The organism is Streptomyces sp. V4I2, assembly GCF_030817655.1.
Classification (GTDB): Bacteria; Actinomycetota; Actinomycetes; order Streptomycetales; family Streptomycetaceae; genus Streptomyces; species Streptomyces plumbiresistens.
The window spans coordinates 95,099-110,251 of sequence record NZ_JAUSZM010000002.1; the positions used below are offsets into that span (position 1 = coordinate 95,099).

The 15,153-nt window shown below is 68.3% G+C and carries 14 protein-coding genes and 3 pseudogenes; 9 read left to right on the forward strand and 8 right to left on the reverse strand.

All coding sequences use genetic code 11. From position 1 onward, the window contains the following. Window positions 1-13 precede the first annotated feature (13 nt). Both QFZ76_RS51585 and QFZ76_RS51590 read left to right on the forward strand, forming a co-directional pair. Window positions 14-296: pseudogene (locus QFZ76_RS51585) on the forward strand (transposase); the annotation flags it as partial. Between the two features lie 73 nt (window positions 297-369). Then, a pseudogene (locus QFZ76_RS51590) lies at window positions 370-905 on the forward strand (IS5 family transposase); the annotation flags it as partial. Window positions 906-963: 58 nt separating this feature from the next. Here QFZ76_RS51590 and QFZ76_RS00630 read toward each other — a convergent pair. Together QFZ76_RS00630 and QFZ76_RS00635 are read right to left on the reverse strand one after the other, a co-directional pair. Beyond that, the gene (locus QFZ76_RS00630; protein WP_307671829.1) at window positions 964-1,731 is read right to left on the reverse strand and encodes an alpha/beta hydrolase; all 768 of its coding nucleotides are present in this window, start codon (window positions 1,729-1,731) and stop codon (window positions 964-966) included. 214 nt (window positions 1,732-1,945) lie between these two features. Then, window positions 1,946-2,904 (reverse strand): annotated as a pseudogene (locus QFZ76_RS00635) (IS481 family transposase). A gap of 531 nt (window positions 2,905-3,435) precedes the next feature. On the opposite strand from QFZ76_RS00635, the gene QFZ76_RS00640 reads away from it, so the two are divergent. After that, complete coding sequence (locus QFZ76_RS00640) at window positions 3,436-4,284, forward strand: IS5 family transposase (protein ID WP_307671830.1); 849 nt, start codon at window positions 3,436-3,438, stop codon at window positions 4,282-4,284. Beyond that, the gene (locus tag QFZ76_RS00645) at window positions 4,281-4,679 is read left to right on the forward strand and encodes a hypothetical protein (RefSeq protein WP_307671831.1); all 399 of its coding nucleotides are present in this window, start codon (window positions 4,281-4,283) and stop codon (window positions 4,677-4,679) included. Before QFZ76_RS00640 ends, QFZ76_RS00645 begins: the two co-directional genes overlap by 4 nt. A gap of 640 nt (window positions 4,680-5,319) precedes the next feature. Here the strand turns inward: QFZ76_RS00645 and QFZ76_RS00650 are convergent. Continuing rightward, entirely contained in the window at window positions 5,320-6,012 is a 693-nt protein-coding gene (locus QFZ76_RS00650; protein WP_307671832.1) for a hypothetical protein, read from the reverse strand. Then, entirely contained in the window at window positions 6,005-6,610 is a 606-nt protein-coding gene (locus QFZ76_RS00655) for a SigE family RNA polymerase sigma factor (protein ID WP_307671833.1), read from the reverse strand. Before QFZ76_RS00655 ends, QFZ76_RS00650 begins: the two co-directional genes overlap by 8 nt. Before the next feature lie 1,204 nt (window positions 6,611-7,814). On the opposite strand from QFZ76_RS00655, the gene QFZ76_RS00660 reads away from it, so the two are divergent. The 3 genes from QFZ76_RS00660 (at window position 7,815) to QFZ76_RS00670 (ending at window position 10,163) form a co-directional block, all read left to right on the forward strand. After that, complete coding sequence (locus QFZ76_RS00660) at window positions 7,815-9,005, forward strand: IS110 family transposase (RefSeq protein ID WP_307671834.1); 1,191 nt, start codon at window positions 7,815-7,817, stop codon at window positions 9,003-9,005. A gap of 64 nt (window positions 9,006-9,069) precedes the next feature. Beyond that, window positions 9,070-9,552 carry a winged helix-turn-helix domain-containing protein gene (locus QFZ76_RS00665; RefSeq protein WP_307671835.1) on the forward strand — a complete coding sequence of 161 codons (483 nt, stop codon included), beginning with the start codon at window positions 9,070-9,072 and terminating at the stop codon, window positions 9,550-9,552. Next, the gene (locus QFZ76_RS00670; RefSeq protein ID WP_307671844.1) at window positions 9,549-10,163 is read left to right on the forward strand and encodes a transposase; all 615 of its coding nucleotides are present in this window, start codon (window positions 9,549-9,551) and stop codon (window positions 10,161-10,163) included. The genes QFZ76_RS00665 and QFZ76_RS00670 overlap by 4 nt, the downstream gene beginning before the upstream one ends. Window positions 10,164-10,316: 153 nt before the next feature. Here QFZ76_RS00670 and QFZ76_RS00675 read toward each other — a convergent pair whose 3' ends face one another. Next, window positions 10,317-10,841, reverse strand: coding sequence for a hypothetical protein (locus QFZ76_RS00675; RefSeq protein WP_307671836.1), 525 nt, complete (start codon window positions 10,839-10,841; stop codon window positions 10,317-10,319). 963 nt (window positions 10,842-11,804) lie between these two features. Between QFZ76_RS00675 and QFZ76_RS00680 the strand changes: the two genes are divergently transcribed. Then, complete coding sequence (locus tag QFZ76_RS00680; RefSeq protein ID WP_307671837.1) at window positions 11,805-11,951, forward strand: hypothetical protein; 147 nt, start codon at window positions 11,805-11,807, stop codon at window positions 11,949-11,951. Window positions 11,952-12,210: 259 nt separating this feature from the next. Beyond that, on the forward strand, window positions 12,211-12,447 hold the full coding sequence (locus QFZ76_RS00685; RefSeq protein ID WP_307671838.1) for a hypothetical protein: 237 nt from the start codon (window positions 12,211-12,213) through the stop codon (window positions 12,445-12,447). Between the two features lie 850 nt (window positions 12,448-13,297). On the opposite strand, the gene QFZ76_RS00690 is transcribed toward QFZ76_RS00685, so the two are convergent. The 3 genes from QFZ76_RS00690 to QFZ76_RS00700 all read right to left on the reverse strand — a co-directional run bounded on the left by QFZ76_RS00690 (window position 13,298) and on the right by QFZ76_RS00700 (window position 15,089). After that, window positions 13,298-13,474, reverse strand: coding sequence for a hypothetical protein (locus QFZ76_RS00690; protein WP_307671839.1), 177 nt, complete (start codon window positions 13,472-13,474; stop codon window positions 13,298-13,300). Between the two features lie 419 nt (window positions 13,475-13,893). Then, window positions 13,894-14,787: an IS3 family transposase gene (locus QFZ76_RS00695; RefSeq protein WP_307671840.1), complete on the reverse strand. Its 894-nt coding sequence runs from the start codon at window positions 14,785-14,787 to the stop codon at window positions 13,894-13,896. Then, a complete protein-coding gene (locus QFZ76_RS00700) occupies window positions 14,784-15,089 on the reverse strand; it encodes a transposase (RefSeq protein WP_307671841.1) in 306 nt (101 codons plus the stop codon). Before QFZ76_RS00700 ends, QFZ76_RS00695 begins: the two co-directional genes overlap by 4 nt. Window positions 15,090-15,153: the final 64 nt, after the last annotated feature.

Genomic DNA, 15,153 nt, shown 5'->3' on the forward strand with positions numbered 1-15,153 from the left:
ACCCGGGGCGGTTCAGTTCGAGGGCGTCATCTGGCGGTTCCGCACTGGCAGCCAATGGCGAGAGGTGCCAGAGGAGTTCGGGGCCTGGCAGACGGTCTACGGCCGCTTCGCCCAGTGGCGCGACGTCGGCGTGTTCGCCGCGCTGATGGAGCAGATGATCGCCGAGGCCGCTCGGCGCGGCCAGGCGGACATGTCTTTGGTCAGCGTGGACTCCACGGTGGCCCGCTCCCATCACGACGCGGCCGGGATGGTGGTGGAACCGGAGTTCCTGGCGACGCTGGAAGAGGCCGCGCCGCAGGAAAAGGGGCCATGGAAACCGGGCAAATCGTCCCGGCGACCGTCGACTCGCTGGCTGGTGAGTCCGAACGGGCCGAGCGCCGGCGGCTGCGTCGGCGCCGCCGGGCCCGGCTCAAGGCAGCGGCGCTGGGTCGTTCGCGCGGCGGGCTGACCAGCAAGGTCCCCCTCGCGGCAGACCGGCGATGCCGCCCGCTGGCGTTCGTGCTCACGCCTGGGCAGGCCGCCGACAGCCCCCGGTTCGTCGCGGTGTTGGAGAAGGTCAAGGTGCGCGGACCGGTGGGCCGGCCGCGCACCCGACCGGACGCGGTAGCTGCCGATAAGGCGTACTCCTCGCGAGCGAACCGCGCCTATCTGCGCAGACACGGGATCAAGGCGGTCATCCCGGAGAAGGCCGATCAGGCTGCGAATCGCAAGAAGCGCGGCAGGAACGGCGGTCGACCGGTGGCCCATGACGCTGAGCAGTACAAGGAGCGCAACACGGTGGAACGCCGCATCACCAAGATCCGGGCATGGCGTGGCGGGGCCTGGCCACCCGCTACGACAAGACGCCCGCGAGCTACCTGGCGGGGCTCCAACTACGCGGATCCATCATCTGGATGCGCAGCCTCAACCCGGGGCCGCGGTTGCGGCGCCCGGCTGGCAAGCCGGACGCCGCAACCGCGCACGTCAGGCCGGCGAGGTGATCGGCCGGCCGAAGTGCCGGGCGAAGAACCGGACCGCGCTGTCGGCCTCGAACCGGGGCAGCTCCTTGTGCATGCCCGAGTTCACGTGCAACGACTTCTCCTCTGAGGCGAAGGCGTCGAACAGCGCGAGACCCTCCTCGCGCGAGATGTGCTCGTCGTCCCACTGCAGATCGAACTCGATCGGGATGGTGATCTGCTTCGCCTTCTCGGCCAGGACATCGGGCCAGTGCTGGCCGAAGACCGCGGCGGTGATCCTGGGTTCGATCGCCACGAACGGTATGCCGATCGCGGTGCCCATGTTGATGCCCCAGAAGCCGACCGGCCCCTCGGTGCCGATCTCCGGGAGTTCCTGGAGGGCGTCCAGGGTCGCCTGGCACTCGGGCACGGCGAGCTCCGCCAAGTGCGCGTTGTACCGCACGACGATCGGGCCTTCCGGCTCGCCCGCCGCCCGCGCCCGGAACAGCTCAGCGATTTCCGCCTCGTCGTGCGTCGTGCGCGGCCGGTCGCCGTGACCGGGCGCGTCGATGACGGCGACGTGGAAGCCGCAGCCGGTCACGAGGAGCCGGGCGCGGCCGGACATCGCCGGATGCTTCTTGTGGTTGCCGCCGCCGTGGGCCATCAGGACCAGGGGTGCGCGATCGGCTGCGCCGGAAGCCGGCGACCAGAGAACGCCGGGGACGCCGCCCACGATGAAGTCGCGTTCGACCATACCGTTCGACGACGACTCGGCGGTGAATTGCAGAGAGTGCATAGGTGTTGCCTTTCGGGAGTGCCGTGTTGTCGAGGCGCTCCCGGCGACACCTACGTCAATCGCCGGCCGTGATGGGAAGGGGGAGCACCCACGTTGATACAGCGTTCATGGGTCTCACCTCCTCGGGCGGTGTCACGGTCGACTGCAAGTTACCAGCCCGATGATCACCCCTCAACCCTCTTTCCCGCCACGTCGTTACGACTCCAGACAGGCCCTAGCTGTGTTGTCCGGACAGGTTGGTGACGCGGCTGGCTGGGGTTTGGCCACGGATGCCGGTGTGGGGTCGGTGGTAGTTGTACCAGTCCAGCCAGTCGGGAAACGCTGCCTGCCGCTCGGCTTCTGAGCTGTAGGGCCGCTGGTAAGCCCACTCCTCCAGCAGAGTGCGGTGGAAGCGTTCGACCTTCCCGTTGGTCTGGGGCCGCCAGGGACGGGTCCAGCGAGGACTGATGCCCAGGTCACGGCAGGTGTCGCGCCAGGTGTTCTTGGTGTAGGCCCAGGCGTTGTCGGTCAGCACTCGTTCGACGGTGACGCCGCGTGCCGCGAACCATGCGGTGGCGCGGGCCAGGAAGGCGGCGCAGGTGGCCGCTTTCTCGTCGGGCAGGTCTTCGGTGTAGGCCAGGCGGGAGTGATCGTCCAGGGCCGTGTGCAGGTAGAGGTAGCCGCGGCCGGTGCGCGCCTGGTTCTTGCGGCCGGCCGCCCGGCCCAGGGCCTTGTGGCCGCCGCCGTCGGGGATGCGGCCGAGCTTCTTGACATCGATGTGGACCAGTTCACCGGGCCGGGCGCGTTCGTAGCGGCGCACGGGCTCGCCGGTGGCCCGGTCGCAGGCGGCCAGCGCGGGCAGACCATGGCGGGTCAGGATGCGGTGGGCTGTGGAGGCGGCGATGCCGGTGCGGGCTGCCAGCCGCACAGGGCCGATGCGGTGTTCCTGTCGCAGCCGCACGACCTGGGCTTCAACGTCGATGCGGGTCTTGCGCGGGCTGTGGTGGGTGCGGCTGGAGCGGTCGTGCATGCCGTCGACGCCGTGGCGGCGGTAGCGGCTGGCCCACCGGGCGGCGGTGGTGTGGCTGACCTGGAAGCGTTCCGGGCCCGCCGCACTGGCCAGCCGTCGTCGACGACGCACCGGGCCAGACGCAGCCTGCCGGTCGGAGTCAGCGGGGCGTTACGGTGAGACAACGAGGGCCTCCTGGCTGTCGGTTGTAGATGTCGCAATCCACACCGAACCCAGAGGCCCTCACCCCTTTCAAGGACCACTCAAGGGCGTGTCGCCTGTCACCAACGTCCCGGGACAGCACACCTAGCCGTTCGTGGCACCAGCGCACCCCACGGGCCCCGGTCTGCGCAGGAGCTCAAGCGGCTCGGGCGTATCAAGGAGTCACCATGCGGTGGGCTCGCACCACCAACACCAACGAGTGATCAGGCGGCGAGTGTTGACGGCCGTAGGCACCGAGCGCCGTCCCTCTTCGAAGAGACCTCGAAGGTCCGGTGCCAACAAGACGTTCCCTCGACACCCACGACCATCAGCTTCCTGACCCGTGGTGGCGGCCAACGAGACGCCGAACACCGTCGCTTTGCCTTGAGACATCAAGGCCGGGGCCTCTTAAGTGGGCGGTTCGTGAGTCTTTGAGGGGATCTGCTGTCGCCTGATGGTGTGGCGGCGGGGCGGAATCTGCCGGTCCGCGGTTGTTGATCTGGTGATGTGACCGGGTGAGTGAACGCAAGCCGTACCCGAGCGACTTATCGGACGAGCAGTGGGCGTTGATCGAGCCGGTGATCACCGCGTGGAAGGACCGACACCGCTCGGTCAGCGGCCACCAGGGCGCCTACGACATGCGGGAGATCGTGAACGCGATCCTCTACCAGGGCCGGACCGGCTGCCAGTGGGCCTATCTCCCGCACGACCTGCCGCAGAAGAGCGCGACCTACTACTACTTCGCCGCCTGGCGGGACGACGGAACCGACCAGGTCATCCACGAACTCCTGCGCTGCCAGGTACGTGAACGCGCCCGCCGATTAGAGGACCCGACCCTGGTGGTCCTGGACACCCAGAGTGTCCACGTGGCCGCCGGGGTCCCCGCCGCCACGACCGGCCGGGATCCGGCCAAGCGGGTGCCCGGCCGCAAACGCGGACTGGCCGTGGACGTCCTCGGCCTGGTCATCACAGTCGTCGTCCTCGCCGCGAACACCCACGACAACGCCGCGGGCATCATCCTGCTGGACCAGGTCGCCGAGCACGCCGGCGACACCGTCCGCAAAGCCCTGGTCGACCAGGGCTTCAAGAACCAGGTCGTGATGCACGGCGCCGGCCTGGGAATTGACGTCGAGATCGTCGCACGCAACCCGCAGGACAAGGGGTTCATGCCGCAGCCGAAGCGGTGGAGGGTCGAGCAGACCTACGGGATCCTGATACTGCACCGGCGCCTGGTCCGCGACTACGAGCACCACCCCTCCTCCGCCGCCTCCCGCGTCTACTGGGCTATGACCCATGTCATGACCCGACTCCTCACCGGCGCGAACGCCCCCACCTGGCGCGAAGAACAGGCGGTGGCAGCGTGAACATCCAGCCCCTGCTCGACGCCCTGGATCTCCAGGAAGACGCCGCCCGGGCCCTGGCCGACGACCTTCGCACGCAGATCGACGGCCTGCAGACCCGGTTGCGGGAGGCCGAGATGCACCTGGAGCACCTCACGATCACCCGCAAGACCGTCACCGGCCTCGCCGACCGGCTCCCGGCCCTCGCGCCGGACCTGCCCGAGCACCCGGACTACCCCCGCATCCTCGCCGCCTTCAACCACGCGACCGGGCCGCTACGGGCCAAGGACGTCTGCGAAGCCCTCGGCCACGAACTGCTGCCGAAGAACGTCGAAGGTACCCGCGCCAAGCTGAAGCGACTGGTCAAACTCGGCATCCTCACCGAGGCCGACACCGGCAACTTCGCCAGGAAGCAATAGCCGACGGAACCTCCACCAGCGTCCTTGCTCCCACCCCAGCCAGAAACAGACATTGCCTTACGAACCGGCCACTTAAAGTCACGAGGCATCATCAAGGGTTCACTTGCGTTCGCCCGTCCAGCCTTCCCCTCACCTGTTGCCTCCCGATGGCCGGGACGCTCTTGGGCTTGAACGCTCCGCTTCACACCCCGCCGTTACCAGCGACGCATGGGAGCGCGGGGACGGACCTTGGACACTGGCCCGAAGTTCAGCCGATCGATACCTCCTTCACGTGGCTGGACTTACTTACCTGGAGCGACTTCGTGTCGCACACTGAGCGTTCCAGTTGGCGGGTAAGCGCTCTACCTGGCGGGGCTGAGGTTCCTTGTCGGCTGGGCCTCGACCGGGTACGGCGAGCGCTCGGCCCTGCGCCTGGCCGGGCGATGTCGCGGGTTCGTATGCGCTGGCGCCCGGGGGATACCCGTCTGGAACGTGGGGTGGGGTGCGGAGGACCTCCCGCATGTGACGCGGCCGCCGTCCGCGACCAGGCCGTTCCGCGCAAGTCCGCTGGCACGGCAGTGCGAGGCAGCGCGGGCCTGATTCCGCTGGGCCGCCGTCTTCTTCGGAGCTCCAGTCCCGGGCATGGCGCCGTCTGGCGGGGTCAGGGCCGGGCAAGGCAGTCACCCCAGAGTGCGGCCAGCCGTGCCGGGATCTCATGGATGGCGGCGCAGCCCCGGGGATCGCGCGGGAACCCGTCACCGGCTGCAAAGGTCCACGCGCTGCCCTTGGCCTTGGTGAAGTACTTCTCCGCGCCCCCCTCGTCCTGGAGCTGGACCAGCTCGTTTTCGGTGGCGTCGGCCGTCGGTGTGAAGGAGGTTCCCGCGTAGAAGACGCCGTCGCACTCGCCGTAGTAAAAGGTGCCCCTGACCGGGGCGATGTGCACCAGCCCCGGCTGCGATCGCTGGTACGCCTGGGTGACCGCGTCCTTGACCTCTTGTGGCACCACCAGGGAACGGCACGGCGGTGAAGGGGTCGACGGGTGTGTGGCCGCCGGGTTGTCCGGCGCCGCGCTGGGGGTCTTCGGAGTCACGGTCGGCTGGGCCGTGGACGTGGCCGGTGTGGTCGGGCTCACGACCGCCTCGGGCGCAGCGGCCTGGCGGGAATGGCCGGTGACGGCGAAGGTACCGCCGCCCACCGCGGCCACCAGGGCGACGGCCAGTGCGGCGGTGGCCATCCGGTGACGGCGCCGCAGCTCGTCGCCGCGAGTGCGGACCACTGCGGCAGGCCGGGCGCTGGTTCGCGCGGCGAGCTCCTCAGACCCTGCCTGGAGGATGGCCTCGAAGTCCTCAGTCATGGTGGTGCACCTCCTGGTCGGCGGAGCCGAGGACGTCGGTCGCGACAGCGGGAACGATGCCGGGTGCCGAGACCGCCGGCCGCAAACCGGGTGGGCGGGCGGCACCGCCTGGGCTGTCGCCCGCGATGTCGGACAGATGGAGCGCCATCGATTGGCGCCCGCGCGACAGCCGGGCCTTGACCGTTCCCGGCGCGACTTCGGTTTCCCGTGCAGTCTCCTCGACGGACAACCCGACCAAGTGATGCAGCACGATCGCCCGCCGTTGCTCGTAGGGGATGCGCCGCAACGCCGCGACGATCGCTACGTAGTCAGGGCTGACAGCAGGAACCTTGTCGGGTACGCCATGTCGGCGGTGGGCCGTGAGCCGGTTGACCGCCTTCCGCCAGACGCTCACCCGGATACGGCAGGCCACCGAACGCACCCAGGCCTCCGGGTCCGCATAGCCCGATACCTTCTCCCAGTTCTGCCAGGCCCGGGCGAAGGCCTCCTGCACCAGGTCCTCGGCCTCGGGGAGACTGCCGGTCATCGCGTACATCTGGCTGGTCAGCCGACGCACATTGCCGGAGTAGAAATCGTCGAAGACGCGTGCATCGCGCATTGCCCCCTCCAGATCACTGATTCGAGGGGTTGTGCCCTCACCACCTCGTCACGCCCGAGGAGCGTGGCAGGTTGCACGGCCGCAGCACGCTGTCCGCCCCTGCACCCCTGGGCCCGAGCACAGGTTCCCCATGACGAGATGACCGCCTTGGCCACCCAGGATCAAGGGATGGCTGCCCAGGCCGACGCCGCCAGCGTATGGAGGTCCACCGGGAATCTCCACGCGTCCACGCAGGACCATCACTCGGCGCATGCCACCTTCCAGCAGGTCACAGCATTCCGTCGGTTCCTCTTCCTAGTGCGCTTACAAGATGAAGTCTCTTCTCGACGCCTTCTGTCCCGTCAGACAACGTAGGGAAGTTTGAGCGGTGAATACCGGAGGCCGACCGTCCTGTGTACGGCGCATGGCGCGGCGGCGATGCTGACCGTATGCGCAGATCGAGGGCGGTCGTGGGGAGCTCGGTGTTCATGGCGCTCGCTCCGGGCACAGTCGCCGGGCTTGTGCCCTGGTGGTTGACGGGGTGGCAGGCCGGTCAGTGGTCGCTCGCCATACGGCTGGTGGGCGTCGTCTTACTGACGGTGGGTGCGGTGGTGTTGGTGCACGCCTTCACGCGGTTTGCAGTGGACGGGCTGGGCACTCCGGCCCCGGTCGCGCCCACTGAGCATCTGGTGGTGGGCGGGCTGTATCGCCATGTGCGCAACCCGATGTATGGAGCAGTCACGGCGTCGATCGGGGGGGCAGGCACTGCTGCTGGGCCGACCGATTCTGCTGGCGTACGGGCTGCTCGTCGGAACAGGGATGTGGGCGTTCGCAAGGTGGTACGAAGAGCCGGCACTGTTGCGCAGGTTCGGCGCGGAGTACGAGAAGTACCGCCGGGCGGTACCGGGCTGGTGGCCGAGACTGCGCCCGTGGCACGGTGACGGTCCCATCCGACCCGGCCCATCGCCCGGTGAGCTGGGCTGATGCCGCTCAAAGTTCCCTACGTTGTCTGACGGGACAGGGCGAGCCCTTCGTATGGTTGGCCCACCCAGGGGCGTCAGGTGTGGCTTTCAAACTTCTGCCGCTTGTGGCTTCCATCGATTGGCCGCCCGACGCCCCACGACGACTCGGCTGCCAATTAGGAATTGCGAATGATCGCTCCGTAGGGAATCGACAGCGAGGTCGTCCGTCGGGAGGCACCCAGCACCCACCGCACGGAGGCACCATGGCCGCGATCTGGGCCGGCATCGACGCAGGCAAGACCCACCATCACTGCGTCGCGATCGACGAGAGCGGCCGCCGGCTGCTGTCGCGGCGCGTCGCCAACGACGAGCCCGAACTCCTCGAACTCCTCACCGACGTCCTGACCCTGGCCGACGAGGTGACCTGGGGAATCGACCTGGCCGACGGCGGAGCGGCCCTGGCCATCGCGATCCTCCTCAATCACGACCAGCCGGTCCACTACATCTCCGGCCGGGCCATCCACCGCGCCTCCGAGAGTTATCGCGGCGAAGGCAAGACCGATGCCAAGGACGCCGCGGTCATCGCCGATCAGGTCCGCATCCGCCGCGACCTGCACCCCTTACGCGGCGGCGACGAGACCGTGATTGACCTCAAGATCCTCACCGGCCGCCGCATGGACCTGGTCGCCGACCGCACTCGCACCGTCAATCGGCTCCGGGCCCAGCTGACCGGCATCTTCCCCGGCCTGGAGCGGTCCCTGGACCTCACCAACACCGGCCCGCTCACCTTGCTGACCGGCTACCAGACACCAGCCGCCCTTCGCCGGCTCGGCATCAAGCGCCTGGCCACTTGGCTCCGCAACCGCAGCGTCCGCAGCGCCGACCAGCTGGCCGAGACGGCCATCGATGCCGCCGATCGTCAGCACACCAGCCTGCCCGGCGAGAAGCTGCCCGCCCAGATGGTCCACACGCTGGCCAAGGAGGTGATGGCCCTCAACCAGCAAGTCGCCGAGCTCGACAAGCTCATCGAGGCCCGGTTTCGCGACCACCGGCACTTCGAAGTGATCACCAGCATGCCCGGCATGGGCGTCATCCTCGGCGCCGAGTTCCTCGCAGCCACCGGCGGCGACATGGCCGTCTTCGGCACCCCGGACCGCCTCGCCGGCTTCGGCGGCGTCGCACCCGTTCCCCGCGACTCCGGCAAGATCAGCGGCAACCTCCGGCGCCCGCAGCGATACAACCGGCGCCTCCAGCGGGTCCTCTACACCTCCGCGCTGTTCAGCATCCGAAGGTGCGAGGAATCCCGACGGTTCTATGACCGCAAACGTGCCGAGGGGAAACGACACACTCAGGCCGTCCTCGCTCTCGCCCGCCGCCGCGTCAACGTTCTCTGGGCCCTCCTGCGGGACGGACGGTGCTACGAGCTCACGCCGCCGGCGCCCCTGGCCGCTTGACAAACGACATTACTGATCTTTTCGGGGTGTTGTCGGGTGCTGATCCCTGCGGTAGGCCGGTGGTATGCGGTACGCGCAGGGCGGCGGGTTGACCGCCGAGCGGCGACAGTTTCGTGAGCGGATCCGGTACGAGGCGGGCGAACGGTTCACACGCGGCGAGAGGACCGCGGTGATCGCGAGGGATCTGCGGGTGAGTGAGCGGTCGGTGGAACGCTGGCGGCGTGCCTGGCGGGAAGGCGGGATGGATGCCCTCGCCACCGCAGGGCCGCCGAAACTGCCCAAGCTGTCCGACGACCAGTTCGCGGAGTTGGAGAAGGAGTTGGCCCTCGGGCCCGCCGAGCACGACTGGGAGGACCAGCGGTGGACCCTGGCACGGATCAGAGTCCTGATCGCCTTCAGGTTCCGGATCGACTGTTCGATGGCGGCGGTATGGCGGCTGCTGCACCGCCACGGCTGGTCCTGGCAGTCTCCCGCGCGCCGGGCCATGGAACGCGACGAGCATGCGGTCGAACTGTGGAAGAAGGATGTGTGGCCGCAGGCGGAATGACTGCGGCGGCGCTCGGGGCCTTTGTCGTCTTCGAGGACGAGGCCGGGTTCTCGATGACGCCGCCACGGGCCCGCACCTGGGGCCGGCGTGGGCATACGCCCGTGGTGCGGGTGCGGGGCCGGTCCTGGCGCCGCTGGTCGATCGCCGCCATGTGCTGTTACCGGCCGGGCGAGGCGTCCCGGCTGATCTACCGGCCGCGCCGCCACCGCAAGCACAAGGGAACCGGACGCGACAGCTTCTCCTGGCGCGACTACCGCGACCTGGTCGTCCGCGCCCACATCCAACTCGGCGCGCCCATCGTCTTGATCTGGGACAATCTCAACGTCCACCGGGCCGCCGGGATGCGTGAGTACGCGGCCGCGCATGACTGGCTCACCATCGTGCAACTGCCCTCCTATGCGCCGGACTTGAATCCGGTGGAGGGCATCTGGTCGCTGTTACGGCGCGGCCCGCTGGCCAACACCGCCTTCACCGACGACGAGCATCTTGAACGCACTCTGCGCCGGGGCCTGCGTCATATCCAGCTCCGGCCCGACCTCATCGACGGCTGCCTTGCGGGCACCGGACTCACCCTCACCCAGCACCGGACAACAATCCGACGAGCTCAGTAGCTCCTGTGCCCCTCTCCTATGCCCCGCACTCGTCCTCGCGATGCTCAAGAACATCGCCCGTGCGGAGGCACTTGGTCTGCCTCGCGAGAGGGAGCCGAGAGGGGCCGGCTACTCCCGGAGGAGGAGACCGACCCCAACGTCGAGCGGACGGGATCAGCTCAGGCCGAGGTCGGCCAGCGCGGTCGTCCAGTCGGTGACGATCGCGTCCTGGGCGTCGGCGAGGGTGACGGTGCCGGCGCAGACGGCCTTCTTGAGCTTGTTCTCGACGGTGTCCTTGTTGGCGGCGGTCTTGGTGCCGTACTCCGGCTCGGGCCAGAGGTTCAGCGCACTCTTGGGGGAGCCGCCGAGTTCGAGGGGAACGAAGTGGTCCTCCTCGTAGTCCGAGGTGCTGGTGTCGGTATAGCCGTACTCGACGATCTGCGTCTTCTTCAGCGCGGTGGTGTACGAGCTGGACGGCCGGACGGTCGCGGTCCACCCGGAGACGCAGATCGTGGTGTCGATGGTGGACTGGGTGACGTCCGGGTTGAAGGCACCGGGCTGACAGGTGGGGTCGGGGAGGGGGAGGTAGTCCTGGCTGCAGCTCTGCGCGTGCGCGGTGCCGGCTGCGACCGTGAGGCCGGCGCCAGCGAGGGCGAGGGAGGAGAGGGCGGTGACCACGGAGCGGGATATTCGGGGCATGGGGGGGGATCTCCCGGAGCGGTGCCCGGCAGGAATTCCGGGCGGTCGTGAGCATGACAGCACCGGGATCATCTATGCGGGTAGAACCTTTACCGGTCGCGAAGATCCCTTTGTTGAATGTTTCAGTAGGACAGGACCGACGGAGGGGAAGTCATGGCCCGCGCTTGGTTGTCGGCACCGCGCGCCGGGCCCGGTGACGGCCCCCGCCTAACGTGAGGCCCATGACCACGTTGACGCTTCTGCATCCCGGCGCCACGGGCGCGAAAGTCGGCGGCCAGGCGCCCCGTTCGGGAGCCCGGGCGTTGTACGTCCCCACCGGCCGCGGCCCCGCCAGCCTCCAACGGGCCCAGGAGGCAGACCTGGAGGCCGCCGAGTCCCTCGAATCCGCCCTGGCCGCAAGCGGACTTCGTCCTGTCAGTCTGCCCGCCGCACGCGGCGGAGGACGTGGCGCACGAGGTCCTCACGCACCCCTTCCGAGGCGTGTACGTCGAGGCCAACGCCATCAGCCCGGACCCGGCGCATCGCCGCCGCCTACGCCGAGCGTGACGTACTCATGCTCGTACCGCATACCACCGACCTACCGCGGGGATCAGCACCCGACAACAGCCCGAAAAGATCAGTAGGAATCGATGGCACAGGACAACCCAGATGACACCGCCGCCGGTACAGCCCGGCCTGTCCCGTCTCCGGCGATCTGGTCCCCGTCTCGGGTGATCTGGTCTTGCCGAGCCATGTTGGTTGAGACGCCCTGGTCAGCAGCAGAGCGCACGCGGCGCATTCGTGGTTCCGGGACCAGATCGTCTGCGATTTACGGGCTGATTCCGTCTCAACTGATCTGGTCGTCGCGGGTCAGAGCCGCGGCCACGGACGTGATCGTTTGAGACGGGACACGGCCCGAGCGGCCCCGAAGCGGAGCCGCCGTTCCTGTCCCTGCACACCACCGTCGTACTGCTCACCGCGCTCGTGCTCGGGCTGGTCGTCGACGGTCTCACCGTGCTGACCGGCATCCCCGTAGCGGGTGCGGCGCTGGCCGGGCTGAGCGCGGCCGGCTCCACGGTGCCGGTGCTGCGCTCGCTGATCGGCCAGCCCCGCGAGCGCTCCGGCAGCTGAGACGAATCACCTTGTTGAACAGGCTTGCTGAACACGCGGGACCCTTTCTCAAGCATCTGAGGTCCGTTGTCCAGCAACCGATCGGTTTTTGGACAAAAAGTTGACCTGGGGCCGCGTGGGCGCTGCTCAACTGGCCTGGCACGCGCCGCGGGCTTGAGCTCGCGAGCGACGACGGCCCAACCGAGAAGTAGACGAGTGAGCTCCCTGCTGCGCACGTCGCGGGGGGGGGTCTCGGTGGTGCACGGCTTAGGGTCCCTATGTGGCACATACCTTCGAGGAACTCGTGGAGAAGCAACGCGCCGCCGACCAGGCGCACGCGACCGTACAAGCCCTACGCGACCAAGGCGACCCGCCCGCTTACGAGACCGCGTGGCAGGCATGGCGCGACCTTGCCCAAGACGTGCAGGCCGCGGTCACCGTGCATGCGAAAGAGCAGGGCGCGATGCGGGCCGGGGTGGAGCTTGAGGTGAAGAGGGCGGTCCGGTACGCCGGGTAGCGAGCACGCAGTGGCCGTGCCCGGCTGGGGCGTTGCGCTATCCGTCGCCGGGTCAGCGCGTCGACAGGCGGTACCGACAGTCGAGGACACACAGGAGGAGCTGGGTCGAAGCCGGCCTCGGTCAGGACGTTGGCGGCCGCTCCGCGGCCGACCTGGGCAGGGCAGATCAGCAGGTCGTCGCAGTCGATGCGGTCGGATCCGTTCTGCTCGGACCGTGCCTCCGCGATAGCGATGGCTTTGCGGGAGTAGGGCGTCCAGGCGATGCGTTCGGCTGCTTGGGAGGCACCCATGCTCAGCCGGGTTCCGACGGACCGGTGGACCGTCTCCGACGAGACGCCGGCGGTCTGCAGGAGCTGGGTGGCGCCGTTGTCTTCCGCGGTCAGTCCCAGGCGCTGCGTGATCGGCGTGCTGCCGTCTTCTTCGTGGTCTTCTTCGCTGTCGTCTTCTTGGCTGGCTGCTTCTTCGCGGTCTTCTTCTTCGGCATCTCGTGGACGTCGGCGCCTCGCCGCGGGAGGCCTTGGCCTGCTGGACGGATTCGTTGAGGGCGGCCATGAGATCGAGGACCTTGCCCGGCTGCTCCGGCTCCGGGGGCTTCGGGCAGGGGCTTCTCTTCCCGTTGTGGAGCCGTACACCGTCGCGGAAGTTCAGCGTCTACTCAAAGCCGCCTCTGAGCAACGAACTGCTTCAGAGCAGCGTTGCGTTGGTCCCAAAGCTCGCGATACTCCGCGTTGTTCAGGTCCCCGCGCCGCCAGCCGCTTCCCAGGCGTCGGCCAGCCTTGTTCAGAGGGCGGTATGAGACCTGATGCCCGATTCTTCGTTTCGTGCGGGACAAGCGGGCAGGTGGTGGCGACTACGGTCGAGGCTGGGTGAACAAGCCTGGCTCGGTCTCGGCCAGGAGCCCGCGGTCGGCCAGCCGCTTGAGCTTGAGGCGGACGTTGTTGATGTTGTTGGGCGCGACCGCCACGTCCATCGCCTCGCACACCTGCCGCGCACGCAGCGGACGGTCGGCGGCGGTGAACACCGCCATGATTGCTGGTAGGCCGGATGGTCCGGCACTTTCGGTGCCGGCGGCGCGGGCGGTAGGGATGTCGAGGAGACTGCCCATAGACCAGGCCCAGGAGCGACTTCGATATGAGCTGAGCCCTGGGCAACAGCCCCTCGCCGACCTGGACTTGGACGAGGTGTGGCTTAGGTTCGTTTGCTTCGGCTCGCAACGCTTCGACACCGCGGGCACACCCGACGCTGATGGTCTTCTCTTCCAGTACGGGACCCACTCCTTCGAGGGCCCGCGCGTCTTCACACTGGACCTTGCCCGGCAGTTCGAGGTCAACGACGCTGCCGGCGAGCATGATCATTACATCCAGCTCCACTGCGAACTTCGGTACGAACCCGTCCTCCAACTCCGCGCACTGGTGAAGTTTCCCCGTGATGCTGGACACTCGATGCTTACGCTGCGAGGGCGTGTTCTTGCTCGTGTCGCTGCCGGGTCTCCAGCGGGGTGAGGTAGCCCCAGACTGGATGCCTCCGCAGCCGCTTGCGGTTGTAGAAGGTCTCGATGAAGGTGAAGATCTCCGCGCGGGCGGTAATCCGGTCGGGCCAGCGGCGAGTGCCGATCTCCGCTTTCAGCAGCGCGAAGAAGCTCTCGGCGGCGGCATTGTCGTAGCACGAGCCGGTTCGTCCCATGCTCTGCCGCAGCCCCAACCGGCGTACTTCCCGGCGGAGTTCGTCAGCGGTGTACTCCGCTCCGCGGTCCGAGTGCACGATGCAGCCGGGCTGGAGGTCGCTGCGGCCGGCGGCCATCGTCAGTGCGTCGACCACCAGGGATGCGCGGTGGTGGTCGGCCATCGAGTAGCCGACGATCTCGCGGGTCGCCAGGTCCAGCCAGGTCGCCAGATACAGCCAGCCCTCGTCGGTGGGGATGTAGGTGATGTCACCGACCAGTTTCCGCCCCGGGGCGGCGGCCGTGAAGTCGCGGCCGATCAGGTCGTGAGCGGGCACCGCCTTCTTCGCCGGACGGGTCAGCGACCGGCGCTTGCGCCGGGTGACCCCGGTGATGTCGCGCTCACGCATGATCCGCTCCACTCGCTTGCGGTTGACCCGCCGGTCCAGCCTGCGCAGTTCGGCATGGATGCGCGGCACCCCGGAGGTGCACCGAGAGGCGATGTGCAAGACGGTGATCTCGTGGGCCAGGGCGTCGTCGGCGGCCCGGCGGGCGGCGCGGGCCTGCTCGCCGGCCATCCAGGCGTAGAAGGAGGAGCGGGCCACCTTCAGCAGCCGGCACAACAGAGCGACTGGGTGGGTGGTCTTCTCCGCCTCGATGAACGCATACACATCGTTCATCGATCGCTCTCCCCCGCGAAGAAGACCGCCGCTTTTCGCAGCACCTCGATCGTCTCGGCCTGCTCACGGTTCTGCCGCCGCAGCCGACGCAGTTCCTCCCGCTCCGCGCTTGTGAGCTCGCCCGGCGTCCCCTGTCCGCGGTCGATCGTGTCCTGTTTGACCCAGTTCCGCAGCCCTTCGGCGCTGACCCCGATCTCCCGGGCCACCTCGGTGACGGTCTTGCCGGAGGAGCGGACCAGCGCGACCGCGTCGCGCTTGAACTCCTCCGAGTACCGCCTGCTGCGGTTGCTCTTGCTTCCCACCTGGCACTACTTCCTCTGGAACCTCACGTCCCAGTCTCCAGGTGTCCAACATCAAGGGGAAGCT

Excerpts from the sequence above, each read along its gene's own strand:
- QFZ76_RS00665 (WP_307671835.1), top strand. The coding sequence starts at position 9,070 with ATGCGGTACGCGCAGGGCGGCGGGTTGACCGCCGAGCGGCGACAGTTT.
- QFZ76_RS00695 (WP_307671840.1), bottom strand. The coding sequence starts at position 14,787 with ATGAACGATGTGTATGCGTTCATCGAGGCGGAGAAGACCACCCACCCA.
- QFZ76_RS00660 (WP_307671834.1), top strand. The coding sequence starts at position 7,815 with ATGGCCGCGATCTGGGCCGGCATCGACGCAGGCAAGACCCACCATCAC.
- QFZ76_RS00650 (WP_307671832.1), bottom strand. The coding sequence starts at position 6,012 with ATGACTGAGGACTTCGAGGCCATCCTCCAGGCAGGGTCTGAGGAGCTC.
- QFZ76_RS00670 (WP_307671844.1), top strand. The coding sequence starts at position 9,549 with ATGACTGCGGCGGCGCTCGGGGCCTTTGTCGTCTTCGAGGACGAGGCC.
- QFZ76_RS00655 (WP_307671833.1), bottom strand. The coding sequence starts at position 6,610 with ATGCGCGATGCACGCGTCTTCGACGATTTCTACTCCGGCAATGTGCGT.
- QFZ76_RS00690 (WP_307671839.1), bottom strand. The coding sequence starts at position 13,474 with ATGGCGGTGTTCACCGCCGCCGACCGTCCGCTGCGTGCGCGGCAGGTG.
- QFZ76_RS00675 (WP_307671836.1), bottom strand. The coding sequence starts at position 10,841 with ATGCCCCGAATATCCCGCTCCGTGGTCACCGCCCTCTCCTCCCTCGCC.
- QFZ76_RS00630 (WP_307671829.1), bottom strand. The coding sequence starts at position 1,731 with ATGCACTCTCTGCAATTCACCGCCGAGTCGTCGTCGAACGGTATGGTC.